The sequence below is a fragment of the Pseudomonas fluorescens genome (genome assembly GCF_900636825.1).
Classification (GTDB): domain Bacteria; phylum Pseudomonadota; class Gammaproteobacteria; order Pseudomonadales; family Pseudomonadaceae; genus Aquipseudomonas; species Aquipseudomonas fluorescens_BG.
On record NZ_LR134318.1, the window covers coordinates 3,304,999 to 3,320,243 of the forward strand.

The following is a 15,245-nucleotide window of genomic DNA, read 5'->3' on the forward strand; positions in this document are numbered from 1 at the left end:
TATGGACCTGCACAGTTATCTGGTCCGGTGCAAGCCGGACTATCCAGATACCGCAGCCCTCGGCCAATGCCTGCGAGCATTGGTCGAGGCAGGGCTGGATCGCTTGCCGCAACCGGGCAGCGGACGCACGCTGGAGCGCTTTCAACGACTGGCTGAGGTCGGCGGGCACCACCTCGGCTTATGCAAATTTTACGAGGGCCACACCGACGCTTTGGCGATCATCGAGCAACTCGGTGGCACGCCAACGCCCGGCAGCACTTGGGGAATGTGGGCGGCCGAACCGCCGCACGCGCGGGTCAGCCTGACGCCGAACGGGCACATGGTCGCGCTCAATGGGCGCAAAGCGTGGTGCTCCGGCGCCGCCGTGCTGAGCCACGCGTTACTCACCGCGTGGGACGCCAACGATCAGCAGCAACTGGTCGCTGTGGCGCTCGATCAACCCGGCGTGACCGTCACCGATCAAGGCTGGCAAGCCGTCGGCATGAGCGCCACTGGCAGCGTCGAAGTGCTGTTCGACAATGCCGAAGGGCAAGCCATCGGCAATCCCGGCGATTACCTCCAGCGGCCGGGCTTCTGGCAAGGCGGAATCGGCATCGCCGCATGTTGGTATGGTGCCGCACAGCAAATCGCCACGCCGCTGCGCAAGCACTGCGCGCAACGCGAAGAACCTCACGCCCTCGCGCATCTCGGTGCAGTCGATGCGGCCTTGCAAGCGGCGGCCGATGTGTTGCGTTTCAGCGCGTTGCACATTGATGCGCACCCGGATCAGGCTGCGCAATTGCTCGCTCGCCGCGCCCGCGCGGTTGTCGAGCAATCCGCCGAGCAGGTCATGCGCGAAGTCGGTCGCGCGTTGGGTGCCGCGCCCTTTTGCAAGGATCGGCACTTTGCCCGGCTGAGCGCCGATCTGCCGGTGTTTCTGCGCCAGAGTCATGCCGAGCGCGATCTCGCGGCCCTCGGTCTGAGTGTCGCCTGTCAGCCTGACGAGGTCTGGGCACTATGAAAGCCAATCCGATCGTTGGCCAGGGCACCTCGCTGCATCAATGGCAAGGCTCTCGGCTGCTGGCGCAAGTGGCAAGCATCGACATCCTTACGCTGGTACCGCCAAGTGCGCGTGCGGTAATTATTGCGCCGCACCCGGATGATGAAATTCTCGGCTGCGGTGGTTTGCTGCAATTGCTCGCCGCCGCCGGGCGCCCGATGTTACTGATATCAGTGACTGACGGCAGCGCCAGCCACCCCGGCTCTGAACGCTGGCCTGTGGAGCGCCTGACCATCGTCCGACCACAGGAGTCCGCTGAAGCGCTGCGGCGTCTCGGCCTGCCGATGAACAGCCTGAAATGGCTGCGCGGCGGGTTCACCGACACCCGGGTAGCCACGCAGGAAGATTCACTTTGCACATTCATCGAAACGCATCTGCATCCCGGCGACGTGGTGTTCACCACTTGGCGCGAAGACGGCCACAGTGATCACGAAGCCGTTGGCCGCGCCAGTGCCGAAGCGGCGCGGCGCGTCGGTGCAATCTGTCATGAACTGCCGGTCTGGACGTGGCACTGGGCAACACCCGAAGATGCCGTCGTGCCGTGGGATCGCGCGCGCAAGATTCTCCTGTCGCCTGCGCAAGTCGCCCGCAAACGTCATGCGGTGCATGCCTTCGCCAGTCAGCTGGAAGGCGATCCGGACGCCGGGCTCGCGCCAGTGCTCGCGCCTTATGTGATCGATCGCCTGCTGCAACCTTTCGAAGTGGTATTTCTATGAGTGTCGATGATCGATATTTCGACGGCCTGTTCGCCGGCAATGACGACCCTTGGGCCTTCCGGCAGCGCTGGTACGAGCAACGCAAGCGCGCCATCACCCTCGCCGCCCTGCCCCGTACACGCTACCGAGCGATCTTCGAGGCCGGTTGCGCCAACGGCGAGCTGAGCGCTGAACTCGCGCCTCGCTGCGATCGTCTGCTGTGTTGCGACACCGCCTCGGCGGCGGTGAGTCTGGCGCGCACCCGCTTGAGCCTGTTTGATCATGCCGAAGTGCGCCAAAGTCGCTTGCCGGGCGACTGGCCGGAAGAAAAATTCGACCTGATTGTATTTAGCGAGATCGGCTACTACCTCGATGGCGATGATCTGACAGACATGATCCATCGAGCCAGCCAAAGCCTGAGTGCGGACGGGCAGTTGCTCGCCTGTCACTGGCGTCCGCCTATCGAGGGCTGCCCACTGAATGCGCGCCAAGTGCATGATCTGATTCATGAAAAACTGGCCTTGCCGCGCCTGGTATTGCACCAGGAAGCGGATTTCATCCTTGAACTGTGGAGCCGCGAGCCGCGCTCAGTAGCCGCGCTGGAGGGTTTGCGCTGATCGGCATTGCGCACAATGTGACGCCGTTGGAACAAATAAATACCGATCAGACTGATGAGTGACGCGACGAATCGCGAGTCTTGGGCAATACTCTTGCTCGCGGCAATCCAGGGGTTGGAGCGCTGCACAACTGCTATCAATCCGCCTTCACGGATCATGCACAGCCTCTGCGGCGCATGGCTGAGGGCAAGCCACAACAAGGACGTCACACCTATGAAACCGTCATCTCTGGGCGACAGCAGCCTACCGGCGCAAATCTGGAACAGCGCCGCACAAATCGATCGCATACCTGTCATCAACACACGCAGCCTGATGCCTGACGGCGCGCGTGCGGTGGTGATCGCGCCACATCCCGGCGATGAAGTCGTGACCTGCGGCGGTCTGCTGCAATTGCTCTCCGGCCTCGGCCATCCGCTGCTGTTGTTATCGATCACCGACGGCAGTGCCAGTCATCCGGGTTCGCGACAATGGTCGGAAAAACGCCTGAGCGTGTTCCGCCCACAGGAAAGCGTCGAGGCCCTGCGTCGCCTCGGCTTGCCGATGCACAGCCTGAAATGGGTGCGCGGCGGGTTTACCGATGCCGCGCTGAGCGAAGAGCAAACCCAGGTCACCGAATTCATCAGCCGTTACCTACGTCCGGGCGACGTGGTGTTCAGCACCTGGCGCGGTGATGGCATTGATGACCACGAAGCCGTTGGCCGCGCCAGCGCGGAAGCGGCCGAGCGGGTCGGCGCGACTTTTCACGACGTGCCGGTCTGGGCGTGGCACTGGCCGGAGCGCGAACAGGTGTTGATCCCTTGGGACCGCGCGCGCAAATTGCGTCTCGACACCTGGACCGTCGCCCGCAAAAGCCACGCCACCCACGCCTACGCCAGCCAGCTCAACGGCGATCCGGCCATCGGTATCGCGCCGATGTTGCCGCGGGTGCTGTTGGAACGAATGCGCCTGCCCTACGAAATCGTCTTCGTGTAGGAGCTGTAGAGTGCAACGAGGCTGCGATCTTTTGATCTTCGTTTCCATAAACAGATCGCAACCTCGCTGGACTCGACAGCTCCTGTGGTTTGGATGGCTGGCTGATTCGCAAGGAACTGACGCGGCTTGGCATCAGTCGCATGAGTAGGCCATCCAGGATTCAGGAGTGAACGTGTCCACCGACCCCGAACGCCACATAGACGACGCGCCCGTCATTCATCGCCTGCGCGTGTTGACGGTCAATACGCACAAGGGTTTCACGGCGCTAAACCGGCGTTTCATCCTTCCGGAATTGCGTGAAGCCGTGCGTAGCACATCGGCGGATCTGGTGTTTTTGCAAGAAGTGGTGGGCGAGCACGAGCGCCATTCCACGCGCTACAACGATTGGCCGCAGACGTCGCAATATGAATTTCTGGCGGACAGCATGTGGAGCGATTTCGCCTACGGACGCAACGCGGTGTATCCCGACGGACATCACGGCAATGCGCTGCTGTCGAAATACCCGATTCGTGAATTCCGCAACCTCGACGTATCTATCACCGGCCCCGAGCGCCGCGGCCTGCTGCATTGTGTGCTGGACGTGCCGGGGCATGCGGAGGTGCACGCCATCTGTGTGCATTTGAGTTTGCTGGAGAGCCATCGCCAATTGCAGTTGCAGTTGTTGTGTCAGTTGCTTGAGTCCCTGCCCGAGGACGCGCCGGTGATCATCGCCGGCGACTTCAATGACTGGCAGTTGCAGGGCAACGCCGCCCTCGCCCGGCGTGCTTACTTGCATGAAGCATTTGAACGTCATCACGGTCGCCCGGCGAAGACCTATCCGGCGCGCTTCCCGCTGCTGCGCCTGGACCGAATCTACCTGCGTAACGCCAGCAGTCATGACCCGCGGATCCTTGGCAACAAGCCATGGACGCATCTATCAGATCACTTGCCGTTAGCGGTCGAAGTGCATCTGTAGCCCAACAAACGACAGCCATTGCCTGGCTTCATCCGCTCGCTACTGCGGCTACGGCTGCTAGTCAGGTGACCTTCTGTCGGCAATAAAACAGCTCTAAAACACGGCTTGCACGGTCATTTCCCACACAAACAATCACTTAGTTATGTGCAGAAAAACAAACGCTTGCATAGCGCAATTCGCCACTACCGCTCATCGTTCAATTTCTTGACGGACGCCCGCGACTCTTCTTATCTCTACCTTACTACCCCCGGAATCACTGTCCGGGGCGAGCCTTCGGACACTCGCGCAATCGAGCGGCCACGGTTCGCCCCGCTCCATTCGGTCGCCCCTCGTTCGGGGTAGGAGAGACGCCATAAAGAGAAGAAGCACGCGCTTGCAAGGTAGCCCGCCATGAAAACCTCACTCACGCCACACGAGATCAAAATCACATTTTGCACAGTGTCGAGCTCTCTCTTGCTGTGCTCATCCATGGAGGCGCAGGCAGGTGCTGCGACGGATGAAACCGCTACGTGGTATCGCGCGGACGTTCCGGTCATGACCTTGCCGGCCACCGTCATCACGCCAGACCCGCAACCGTTCAGCCCCGGGCCGAACCTGCGCGGTGCCACGCTCACGACCGAAGCCATCGCGCCCAATGCCTGGGACCAGCTCTACGGCGCAAGCGCCCGCCAGGCGCAGACCGATGTGCTGACCTCAGGTTTCGCCGCACCCGCCACCGGCGACTTCAAAGGCCCGGCGGTGCTGACGTTGCGAACCGACAGCCACACGCAGACGATCGGCCTGATTGGCGGTGCCAACCAGATTCATGCCAACGGTAACGGCCCGCTCACCCGCCGCGCGCTGGGAGACCCAGGAAGCGAAACCCTCAATCTGCAAGGCCAGAGCCTCGGCGCTTATTACAGCTTGACCGGCGCCCGAGGCTGGTACGTCGACCTGTCGGCCAGCGGCGGTCGGGTCAGTGGGTTCAGGCGCAACGAACAAGGCGCCCGGCAAACAGCCGAAGGCAGCGCAATGACTCTGTCCGTCGAAGGCGGATTTCCAATTGGCTTGAGTGAGCACTGGGTGGTCGAGCCCCAGGCGCATGGGTGGTCGAGCCCCAGGCGCAACTGATCAATCAGCGCATCAGCCTGGACACACCGTATGCCAGCGGCGCAAATGCCTCGTCGTCGGATCTGACCGCGTGGAGCGGCCGCGTCGGCGCGCGTTTTAAGGGCAGTTACGATCTCAATGGCTTGCCGGTCGAACCCTACGTACGCACCAACCTCTGTCATACGGTGTATACGGGCAACACGGTGACACTGGATCAAGTCGACAAAATCAGCAGCAGCCGCAAGTCATCGACCGTGGAGCTGGGCTTGGGCCTGGTGGCGCGAGTCACGCCGGTGGTGAGTCTGTATGTGAGTGCCGATTACAGCAGCGACGTCGATGACAATGATCTTAACGGCATCATTGGCAGTCTTGGCGTGCGGATGCGCTGGTGAGGCCCTCATCGCCAGCAGGGCTGGCTCCCACAAGATTTTCCAGGTAGCAAAAAGCCCGAACACGGCGCGCATACTGTAGGAGCCGTCGAGTGAAACGAGGCTGCGATCTTTTGATTTTCAACGGTCAAAAGATCGCAGCGTGCCGCAGCTCCTACAGCAGCTTGGGTTGGCCACAAACGTTGTGAACGACCCGCTTACTCTGTGGGAGCTAGCCCTGCTGGCGATTGCAAGCGACGCGGTTTGCGATCAACCCTCCGGTTTCAGGATCAACACCGCCAGCGGCGGCAAATTCAGTTCCAGCGACAATGGCTGGCCATGGCTCGGCACTTCTTCGGTAAATGCCCCGCCACCGTTGCCGTAATTGGAACCGGCATACGTGTCGGCATCGCTGTTGAGCAGCTCGGTCCACCGCCCGGAAAACGGCACACCAACCCGATACGCCTGACGCGGCACGGGTGTGAAGTTGGCCACCACCAACACCGGTTTGCCCTCCTTGCTCCAGCGCAGCCACGCATACACGCTGTTGATCGCATCGTCACCAATCAACCACTGGAAGCCCTGCGGCGCATCATCCTGATCGTGCAGCGCCGGCTCTTCGCGATATAGCCGGTTGAGGTCGCCGATAAGTTTCTGGACGCCTTTGTGCTCGGAATACTGCAGCAGATACCAATCCAGTTGCTGGTCGTGATTCCACTCGCGCCACTGCCCGAACTCGCAGCCCATGAACAACAACTTCTTGCCCGGATGCGTCCACATGAAACTCAGGTAAGCGCGCAGGTTGGCAAATTTCTGCCAGCGATCACCGGGCATCTTGTCGATCAGCGAGTGCTTGCCGTGCACCACTTCGTCGTGGGAGATCGGCAAAATGAAGCGCTCTGACCAGGCGTACACCAGACCAAAGCTCAACTCGTTGTGATGATGGGCGCGGTACACCGGATCCTGCTGAATGTAATGCAGCGAATCATGCATCCAGCCCATGTTCCACTTGTAGGCAAAGCCGAGCCCGCCTTGCTGCGTGCTTTGACTGACGCCCGGCCACGCCGTCGACTCTTCGGCGATCACCAGAGCGCCCGGCGCTTCCAGTGCCACCACGTCGTTCAGATGACGGAGGAAATCGATGGCTTCCAGATTCTCGCGCCCGCCATGGCGATTCGGCACCCACTCGCCGGCCTTGCGCGAATAGTCGCGGTACAACATCGACGCCACGGCATCGACGCGCAGCCCGTCAATATGGAAATGCTTCAACCAGTGCAGCCCGGACGCCAGCATGTAACCGTGCACTTCGGTGCGGCCAAGGTTGTAAATCAGCGTGTCCCAGTCCTGGTGGAAACCTTCAAGCGGGTTGCCGTATTCATACAGCGCGGTGCCGTCGAACTGGGCCATACCGTGGGCGTCGGTGGGGAAATGCGCCGGTACCCAGTCGAGGATCACACCGATTTCTGCGCGGTGGCAGGCGTTGACGAACTCGGCAAATTGATCCGGCGTGCCATAGCGCGCGCTCGGTGCGAACTGCGAGAGCAACTGATAGCCCCAGGAACCGCCGAACGGATGCTCCATGATCGGCATCAGCTCGATATGGGTAAAGCCCAGTTCCTTGACGTAGGGAATGAGTCGCTCAGCCAGCTCCGGCCACGTGTATTGACGGGCGACTTCACCGAGATCATCCAGTTCGCATTGCCAGGAGCCGGCGTGCAGCTCATAAATCGACAGCGGCGCCGCGTGCTTTTGCCGCTCCTGGCGGCTGTTCATCCAGTCCTCATCCTGCCAATCGATCTGCAGTGGCGAGGCGACTTTCGACGCGGTGTCCGGCGGCAAACTGGTTGCCAGCGCCATCGGGTCAGCCTTGAGCGGCAGAATCCCGTGAGCGCCGAGGATTTCATATTTGTACAACTCGCCCGCTTGCAGACGCGGGATGAACAACTCCCAGACGCCGGACGGATGACGCAAACGCATCGGGTGGCGACGGCCGTCCCAGACGTTGAAATCACCGACCACCGACACGCGCCGCGCATTCGGCGCCCACACGGCGAAGCGCACACCGTCAACGCCATCAACGGTTTTCAGTTGCGCCCCCAGGCACGCACTGAGGTCGCGGTGGTTGCCCTCGGCGAACAGATACAAGTCCATCTCGCCGAGCAATTGGCCAAAGCTGTACGGATCTTCCGCCACCTGCTCGCCACCGGCCCATCGGTTGCGCAGCAAATAAGGCCGCGCCTGCTCGAAATGGCCGACAAACAGCCCCGGTGTCGACGCCTGCTCCAGCGCCCCGAGTTCTTCGCCGCTGTCCTTGTCCAGCACCACGACGCTCAACGCGCCGGGCAGATATGCGCGAATGAATTGGCCACCGGCGCCATCACCGTGGGGGCCGAGAATCGAAAACGGGTCGTGATGTTCGGCGCGTACCAGTGCGTCGATATCCTTCGCCGCCGGCAACAATGCCTCTTTAAGCGGACCCTGTTCCTTGTTCGAGAAACTCATGACTACTCTCCACCAAGATCGGAAAAGGGTTTAAGCCCTGTCAATAACCCATAAAAACCGTGCAACGGCACGGGCAGCCACGTTGGGCGATTTTCGGCTTCATAGGCCACTTCATAGGCCGCCTTCTCCAGACCGAACAATGCCAGAGCAGCGTCGGCCCCTTCAGGATCCTGCCAAGCATGATCCAGATTAGCTGCTGCTTCGCGATATGCCTGTACAAATGCCTCACGGGCCTCACGCAGGTAGCGCTGCGCCACTTGCCGGCGCGCGGTTTCCGATTCGGCGCTGTGGTCGACGTTGTGCACATTGATCGTCATGGCCGCCGCATAATCGAACGAACGCAGTACGCCGCTGACGTCTTTGTACGGGCTGTGTTTGCCACGGCGCTCACTCAACGGCCGCGCCGGTTCGCCTTCGAAGTCGATCAGATAAGCGTCACCTTTGATCACCAGTACCTGACCCAGATGCAGGTCGCCGTGGACGCGAATACGCAGACCACCGACGGCTTTCTTCGCCAGATCCTGCACGTGGGCAAGAATGGTTTTTTTCTCATCGATCAGACGCTTGACCAGTTTCTGGTCGGCCGCGTTCAGTTCACCCTGATGTTGCTTGAGCAATTTGAGCGCGTGTTCAACCTGCTCCGCGACATCCCTGGCAGTGGCTTGCATATCCTTGGCGGTCGACGCTTGTGGCGCAAAATCGGCATTGTCGGTCGGCGCTGCGAGGATCTGATGCATTTCGCCGAGACGCTGGCCGAGCATGCCGGCAAAGTCCTTCAGCTCGCCCAGCGCGTTGTAATGCTGTTCCTGTTCGGACATGGCATCGGCAAGCTCATCGCGCAGCGCCCGTTCGAGGTTGTTCTGCGTCCACTCCCAAGCGTCGCCCTGATTGCTCAGATAACCCTGAGCGATCATCAGCAGATTGTCGTCGCCGTTGCCATCGCGGCGGATCACCGATCCGAGCAGCGGCGATATATTGGCAAACCCGGCCTCGGTCAGGTAAGCGCTCATCTCCAGTTCCGGGTGTACGCCGGAAGCGACTTTACGTATCAGCTTAAGCACCAGACTGTTGCCGATCACCACCGAGCTGTTGGATTGCTCGGCAGACAGGTAGCGCACGTCAGACTCGGCACCGAGGCCAAGTTTTTCCAGATGCGGCGTCTGTTCGAAGCGGATTTCACCTTCGGCCGATTCCAGCACAGTGTTGTTCTGCATGCCTTGCAACACCGCGCGAACAAAGGTTTCCAGGCTGAACGCGTCGGTAATCAGACCGACCTGACGCACGCGACGTACGCGGGACAGCGCCAATTGCTGTGGCAACGGCGGGCCGACGTGGTCTTCGGCGATGAAGCCGAACGGCAGCTGATAACGGCTGGTCTGGCCGCCACTGGTGACTTCGATTTCGCTGAGCAGCACCGGATGCTGGGCATCGCCGAAGCGCACGCCGTAGGCCAGATGCACCTTGTCGATGGCCGCGTCCTTGCCGGCGAACCAGCGGCGGTTTTGCAGCCAGCTCGGCAGAATGCTTTGCTCCAGCGTCGAGCGCGAAGGCGCTTCGAGGAGTTCTTCCATGCGTTTTTTCAGCACCAGCGTGGTGAAGTCCGGCAGGCTCTGCGCCGGTTCGACGTGCCAGCTCGGCATCTGGTTTTCCGCCGCCAGCGCGAACCAATAGAAGCCGTACGGCGCCAGAGTCAGGAGGAAATTCAACTGGCCAATCGGCGGGAACGCGTTACCACCCAGCATTTCCACCGGCACCATGCCGACGTAAGCCGAAAGATCCAGCTCGACCGCTTGCGCGCTCCGTGAGACGTTGGCCACGCACAAAATGATTTCATGCTTGCCATCGACATCGGTGTATTCGCGGGTGTAAGCCAGCACGCGACGGTTGGCCGGTGAAAGCATCTTCAGCGTGCCCCGGCCAAAAGCTTTCGACTGTTTGCGCACCGTGAGCAGGCGCCGGGTCCAGTTCAACAGCGAATGCGGATCGCCGGACTGGGTTTCGACGTTGACCGACTGATAGCCGTACTGCGCGTCCATGATCGGCGGCAGCACCAGGCTCGCCGGATCGGCGCGGGAAAAGCCGCCGTTGCGGTCGATCGACCATTGCATCGGGGTGCGCACGCCGTCGCGGTCACCGAGATAAATGTTGTCGCCCATGCCGATCTCGTCGCCGTAGTACAGGGTCGGCGTGCCGGGCATAGACAGCAGCAGACTGTTGAGCAATTCGATGCGGCGACGATCGCGCTCCATCAACGGCGCCAGGCGGCGACGGATGCCCAGGTTGATCCGCGCGCGGCGGTCCGCGGCGTAGTAATTCCACAGATAATCGCGCTCGCGGTCGGTGACCATCTCCAGCGTCAGCTCATCGTGGTTGCGCAGGAAAATCGCCCACTGGCAGTTGGCCGGAATCTCCGGGGTCTGGCGGAGAATATCGGTGATCGGGAAACGATCTTCCTGCGCCAACGCCATGTACATGCGCGGCATCAGCGGGAAGTGGAACGCCATGTGGCATTCGTCACCGTTGATGCCCGCGGCATCGGTGTCGCCAAAGTACAGTTGCGTGTCTTCCGGCCATTGGTTGGCCTCGGCAAGCAACATGCGATCAGGATAATTGGCATCGATTTCCGCACGGATCTGCTTGAGAACGTCGTGGGTTTCCGGGAGATTCTCGTTGTTGGTGCCGTCGCGCTCGATCAGGTATGGGATGGCGTCGAGACGCAGGCCGTCGATGCCCATGTCCAGCCAATAACGCATCACCGAGAGCACGGCTTTCATCACTTGCGGATTGTCGAAATTGAGGTCGGGCTGGTGCGAATAGAACCGGTGCCAGAAGTACTGGCCGGCAACCGGATCCCAGGTCCAGTTGGACTTTTCGGTGTCGAGGAAAATGATCCGCGTGCCGTCGTATTTCTGGTCGTCATCCGACCACACGTAGAAATCACGGGCGGCCGAGCCAGGCTTGGCTTTGCGCGCACGCTGGAACCACGGATGCTGATCGGAGGTGTGATTGATGACCAGCTCGGTGATCACTCGCAACCCGCGCTTGTGCGCCTCGGCAATGAAGCGTTTGGCATCGGCCATCGTCCCGTAATCGCTGTGCACGCCACGGTATTCGGCAATGTCGTAGCCGTCATCACGACGCGGCGATGGATAGAACGGCAATAGCCAGATGGTGTTGACGCCGAGGTCGGCGATGTAGTCGAGTTTAGCGATAAGCCCTGGAAAGTCGCCGATACCGTCATTGTTGGAGTCGAAAAACGATTTGACGTGAACCTGATAGATCACCGCATCCTTGTACCAGAGCGGGTCTTTGATGAAGGTGGCAGCCTTGGGTTTCTTCGCCATTTGAAACTCCTGAAAAAATTCGTGTCTGCACGCTGTACCGAAGTGTAGGAGCTGCCGAAGGCTGCGATCTTTTGATCAGGTTTTTGAAAAGCAGGATCAAAAGATCGCAGCCTTCGGCAGCTCCTACAGGGGTTTCGCGAGTGCTAACTGGCGGTGATTCGCCAAATCCCGAACGGCTGGTACGCCGGGTCTATGCGCATGAACTGATATTTGCCGTGCCAGTCCCAGCGGTGTCCGTTCATCAAGTCTTCGCCGTGCGTCGTCGCATCATCGGGCAAGCCCATTTCCCACAGCGGCAGTTCGAAATTCGCTTCCTGCACGTTATGTGGATCAAGGCTGACCGCGACAAGAATGAAGTTGCTGCCATCCGCGCTGCTTTTGCCGAAATACAGAATGTTGTCATTCCAGGCGTTGTAGACCTTCAGCCCAAGATGCGTGTGCAGCGCCGGGTTTTGCCGGCGGATACGGTTGAGCTGGGCGATCTCGGCAATGATGTTGCCGGGGGCGGTGAAATCCCGGACGCGGATCTCGTATTTCTCCGAATCGAGATATTCCTCTTTGCCCGGCACCGGCGCCGATTCACACAGCTCGAAACCGGAATACATGCCCCACAGGCCAGAGCCCATGGTCGCCAACGCCGCACGAATCAAAAATCCGGGACGGCCCGACTCGTGCAGAAAGGCCGGATTGATGTCCGGTGTGTTGACGAAAAAATTCGGCCGATAGCATTCGCGCCACGGTGACTGATTCAGCTCGGTGAAATAAGTGGCGAGTTCTGTTTTGGTGTTGCGCCAGGTGAAGTAGGTGTAACTCTGTGTGTAGCCGACCTTGCCCAGGCGGGCCATCATTGCTGGCGTGGTGAACGCTTCGGCGAGGAAAATCACTTCCGGATGCAGCGCGCGTACGTCGGCAATCAACCATTGCCAGAACGGCAGCGGCTTGGTGTGCGGATTGTCGACACGGAAAATCTTCACGCCTTCCTTGACCCAGCCGATGACAATGTCGCGCAACTCGACCCACAAACTCGGGATGGCATCCGGCGCATAAAAGTCGACGTTGACGATGTCCTGATATTTCTTCGGCGGGTTTTCCGCGTATTTGATCGTGCCGTCCGGGCGCCAGTTGAACCAGCCCGGATGCTGCTTGAGCCACGGGTGATCCTGGGAACACTGGATGGCGAAATCGAGGGCGATTTCCAGACCATGCTCGGCGGCAGCGGCAACCAGGCGACGGAAGTCTTCGCGGGTGCCGAGTTGCGAGTGAATCGCCTCGTGACCGCCCTCCTCGCTGCCGATTGCATACGGACTGCCGGGATCATCGGGGCCGGCGGTCAGGGAGTTGTTGCGGCCCTTGCGGTGCGCGCGACCAATCGGATGGATCGGCGTGAAATACAGCACGTCGAAACCCATGTCCTGAATCATCGGCAGGTGCGACTGCACATCGTTGAAGGTGCCGTGGCGATGTGGATCGTCGGTGATCGAGCGCGGAAACAGCTCGTACCAACTGGCGAATTCGGCCAGTTCACGCTCGACGTCCACGGGGAATTCGGGGCTCACACTCAAGTAGGCGCGATGATCGGCCTCGGCCATCAACTGCGCACTGCGCGAGTGCAGAAACAGCGCGACCTGCTCGGTTTCGAGCAGTCCGGAGAGTTCATGATGCAACGCGGCCAATTGTTCGCTGAGCTGACCTTCGCTGCGCTCGGCAGCCTGCTGCACCATCGTGCGGCCTTCCTGCAGCTCTAAAGACACCGGAACGGCGGCGTTGTGCTTCTTCTCCAGTTCATACTGGAAACTGGCGAAGTGATCGATCCACGCTTCGATGCAATACAGGTAACGGCCCTGATTCTCCGGGCGGAACTGGCCTTGCCAGCCGTTATTACCCTGATCGGCCATCACTTCGCTTTGCCAGGTCTCTTCACCTTCTTCGCGCCAGCGGATGCGCACGGCGAGCTTGTCATGGCCGTCGGCGAACACTTTGCTGGTCACGACCACTTCGCGGCCGGCAATCGATTTGACGGCAAATTGCCCGCCATCGAGGGTCGGCATGACGTTCTCGATGGCAATGCGTGGCATCAGCAACGCTTGCGATAAAGGTATGTGCGGGTTGTAGCTCAGCTCTGAGGAAGTTTCAGCAGTCATTGAGCATCTCTCCTTTACGCCCCAAGGACGCTCTTGTACCGGGTCAGTGTTCGCAACGAGGCCCCTGCCCCGGCTATGAACTCACTTAGGTTCCGAGCGACTGCCGCCGGGAAAAGTTCAGATGAAATTACCTGACGGAGAAAGCGGATCGAATTCATCACAGGGTGGTCAATCCACTTAAGCACTTCTTACGCCATGTGCCACACGGAGAGCATCAGATGACCATCCCGATCCCGGCGGAAACGCCAGATCCAAACATCGACAAACCCACCCTGCCCGAAACCGAGCCGCCGCCTGACCCGGCGCAGGAACCGCCCGGCACCACACCACCGCCCAAAGAAGAACCGCCAAGCACCATGCCGCCGGTTATCGTCTGATCCGCCTCATCACGCCCCTGTAGGAGCTGCCGAACGCTGCGATCTTTTTACGCCCCTGTAGGAGCTGCCGCAGGCTGCGATCTTTTGATTTTCGTTCGATAAGATCAAAAGATCGCAGCCTGCGGCAGCTCCTACAAGGATTGGAGTCGCTTTAGAGATGATCGTTCTTGTCGACATCTTTCTCGAACATCCTCACCACGTAGGGCATCACGCTGAAAATCGCCAGCGCGAGAATGGTGCTCAGCAGCGCCGTCGCCTCTTTGCCCAGCCCCGCCGCCACCCCGATCGCCGCGGTCATCCATAGTCCCGCGGCAGTGGTGAGGCCTTTAACATGGGCCTCGTCACCCTGCTGATTTTTCAGGATCGTCCCGGCACCAAGGAAACCGATGCCGGCGATCACGCCTTGCAATACCCGGCTCATCGCATCCGATTCCGCTCCGGACGTCTGCGGCACCAGCACGAATAGCGCCGCACCCAGCGCCACCAGCATGTGCGTACGCACGCCCGCGGCCTTGCCCTTGTGTTCACGCTCAAAGCCGAGAATCCCGCCGAGAATTGCTGCCATCAGCAGCCGCACGGTAATCCGCGTCATCTGTGACGCGTCGCCGATGTCAGCGAACTCCGCTTGCAACGTCACCCATACTTCATCCCACCATTCGTCCATTCGTGAAACCCTTGTTGTGTCTTTGACTGGATAAGCGATGGACAACGCCGACCATTAATCGGTTGCGCAGAACGATTCACGTGCTTCGCTTCCTAACGAGCAGACATCACTGGAAAAAGGACTGCCGCCATGCCCGTTCGCATCGATGAATCCAACCCCGAGCAGAAAGTGTGTTTTTTTACCGTCGAACATGGCGAAGAAATACGCATCTGCGACACTCTCGAAGTCATGACCGATAGTGCAAAAGCCATGTCATTCGTCGCGGTAGAGGGCGAGCGCATCTACATCACCGAAGCAGAAGCGGATGCCTTGACGGCTGCCGGGGCCAAGGACGGGCGTAAACATCTGAAAGCCGATGACAGTGATTCGGTAGTTTGACTGATCTTGATCAACACGCTGCGCGGACGCCTGCGATAGGCGCCCCGCGCCCTGCCCTACGACGTGGCTGAAGTCGTCGCTTTCAATCCACAAAACCTCATCTG

The 15,245-nt window shown here is 60.2% G+C and carries 11 protein-coding genes and 1 pseudogene; 8 read left to right on the forward strand and 4 right to left on the reverse strand.

Annotated features, from left to right (window positions below; all coding sequences use genetic code 11):
• The first annotated feature begins 1 nt into the window (after nucleotide 1).
• The 6 genes and pseudogenes from EL257_RS14845 to EL257_RS14870 all read left to right on the forward strand — a co-directional run bounded on the left by EL257_RS14845 (nucleotide 2) and on the right by EL257_RS14870 (nucleotide 5,759).
• Nucleotides 2-1,000: an acyl-CoA dehydrogenase gene (locus tag EL257_RS14845; RefSeq protein WP_126363754.1), complete on the forward strand. Its 999-nt coding sequence runs from the start codon at nucleotides 2-4 to the stop codon at nucleotides 998-1,000.
• Entirely contained in the window at nucleotides 997-1,755 is a 759-nt protein-coding gene (locus tag EL257_RS14850; protein WP_126363756.1) for a PIG-L deacetylase family protein, read from the forward strand. Before EL257_RS14845 ends, EL257_RS14850 begins: the two co-directional genes overlap by 4 nt.
• A complete protein-coding gene (locus EL257_RS14855; protein WP_126363758.1) occupies nucleotides 1,752-2,351 on the forward strand; it encodes an SAM-dependent methyltransferase in 600 nt (199 codons plus the stop codon). Before EL257_RS14850 ends, EL257_RS14855 begins: the two co-directional genes overlap by 4 nt.
• 213 nt (nucleotides 2,352-2,564) lie before the next feature.
• A complete protein-coding gene (locus EL257_RS14860) occupies nucleotides 2,565-3,323 on the forward strand; it encodes a PIG-L deacetylase family protein (protein ID WP_126363760.1) in 759 nt (252 codons plus the stop codon).
• 172 nt (nucleotides 3,324-3,495) lie between these two features.
• Nucleotides 3,496-4,278 carry an endonuclease/exonuclease/phosphatase family protein gene (locus tag EL257_RS14865; protein ID WP_126363762.1) on the forward strand — a complete coding sequence of 261 codons (783 nt, stop codon included), beginning with the start codon at nucleotides 3,496-3,498 and terminating at the stop codon, nucleotides 4,276-4,278.
• A 390-nt stretch (nucleotides 4,279-4,668) separates the two neighbouring features.
• A pseudogene (locus EL257_RS14870) lies at nucleotides 4,669-5,759 on the forward strand (autotransporter outer membrane beta-barrel domain-containing protein).
• Between the two features lie 246 nt (nucleotides 5,760-6,005).
• Here the strand turns inward: EL257_RS14870 and glgB are convergent.
• The 3 genes from glgB to EL257_RS14890 all read right to left on the reverse strand — a co-directional run bounded on the left by glgB (nucleotide 6,006) and on the right by EL257_RS14890 (nucleotide 13,722).
• On the reverse strand, nucleotides 6,006-8,237 hold the full coding sequence (glgB, locus tag EL257_RS14875) for a 1,4-alpha-glucan branching protein GlgB (protein ID WP_126363764.1): 2,232 nt from the start codon (nucleotides 8,235-8,237) through the stop codon (nucleotides 6,006-6,008).
• A gap of 2 nt (nucleotides 8,238-8,239) precedes the next feature.
• Nucleotides 8,240-11,581 carry a maltose alpha-D-glucosyltransferase gene (gene treS, locus EL257_RS14880; RefSeq protein ID WP_126363766.1) on the reverse strand — a complete coding sequence of 1,114 codons (3,342 nt, stop codon included), beginning with the start codon at nucleotides 11,579-11,581 and terminating at the stop codon, nucleotides 8,240-8,242.
• Between the two features lie 143 nt (nucleotides 11,582-11,724).
• Entirely contained in the window at nucleotides 11,725-13,722 is a 1,998-nt protein-coding gene (locus EL257_RS14890; RefSeq protein ID WP_126363768.1) for an alpha-1,4-glucan--maltose-1-phosphate maltosyltransferase, read from the reverse strand.
• A gap of 218 nt (nucleotides 13,723-13,940) precedes the next feature.
• On the opposite strand from EL257_RS14890, the gene EL257_RS27770 reads away from it, so the two are divergent.
• Nucleotides 13,941-14,099 carry a hypothetical protein gene (locus EL257_RS27770; protein ID WP_172604483.1) on the forward strand — a complete coding sequence of 53 codons (159 nt, stop codon included), beginning with the start codon at nucleotides 13,941-13,943 and terminating at the stop codon, nucleotides 14,097-14,099.
• Nucleotides 14,100-14,250: 151 nt separating this feature from the next.
• On the opposite strand, the gene EL257_RS14895 is transcribed toward EL257_RS27770, so the two are convergent.
• Nucleotides 14,251-14,763, reverse strand: coding sequence for an MgtC/SapB family protein (locus EL257_RS14895; protein WP_126363770.1), 513 nt, complete (start codon nucleotides 14,761-14,763; stop codon nucleotides 14,251-14,253).
• 129 nt (nucleotides 14,764-14,892) lie between these two features.
• Here EL257_RS14895 and EL257_RS14900 point away from each other — a divergent pair, with 129 nt between their 5' ends.
• Complete coding sequence (locus tag EL257_RS14900) at nucleotides 14,893-15,141, forward strand: DUF3203 family protein (protein WP_126363772.1); 249 nt, start codon at nucleotides 14,893-14,895, stop codon at nucleotides 15,139-15,141.
• The last annotated feature ends 104 nt before the right edge of the window (nucleotides 15,142-15,245 follow it).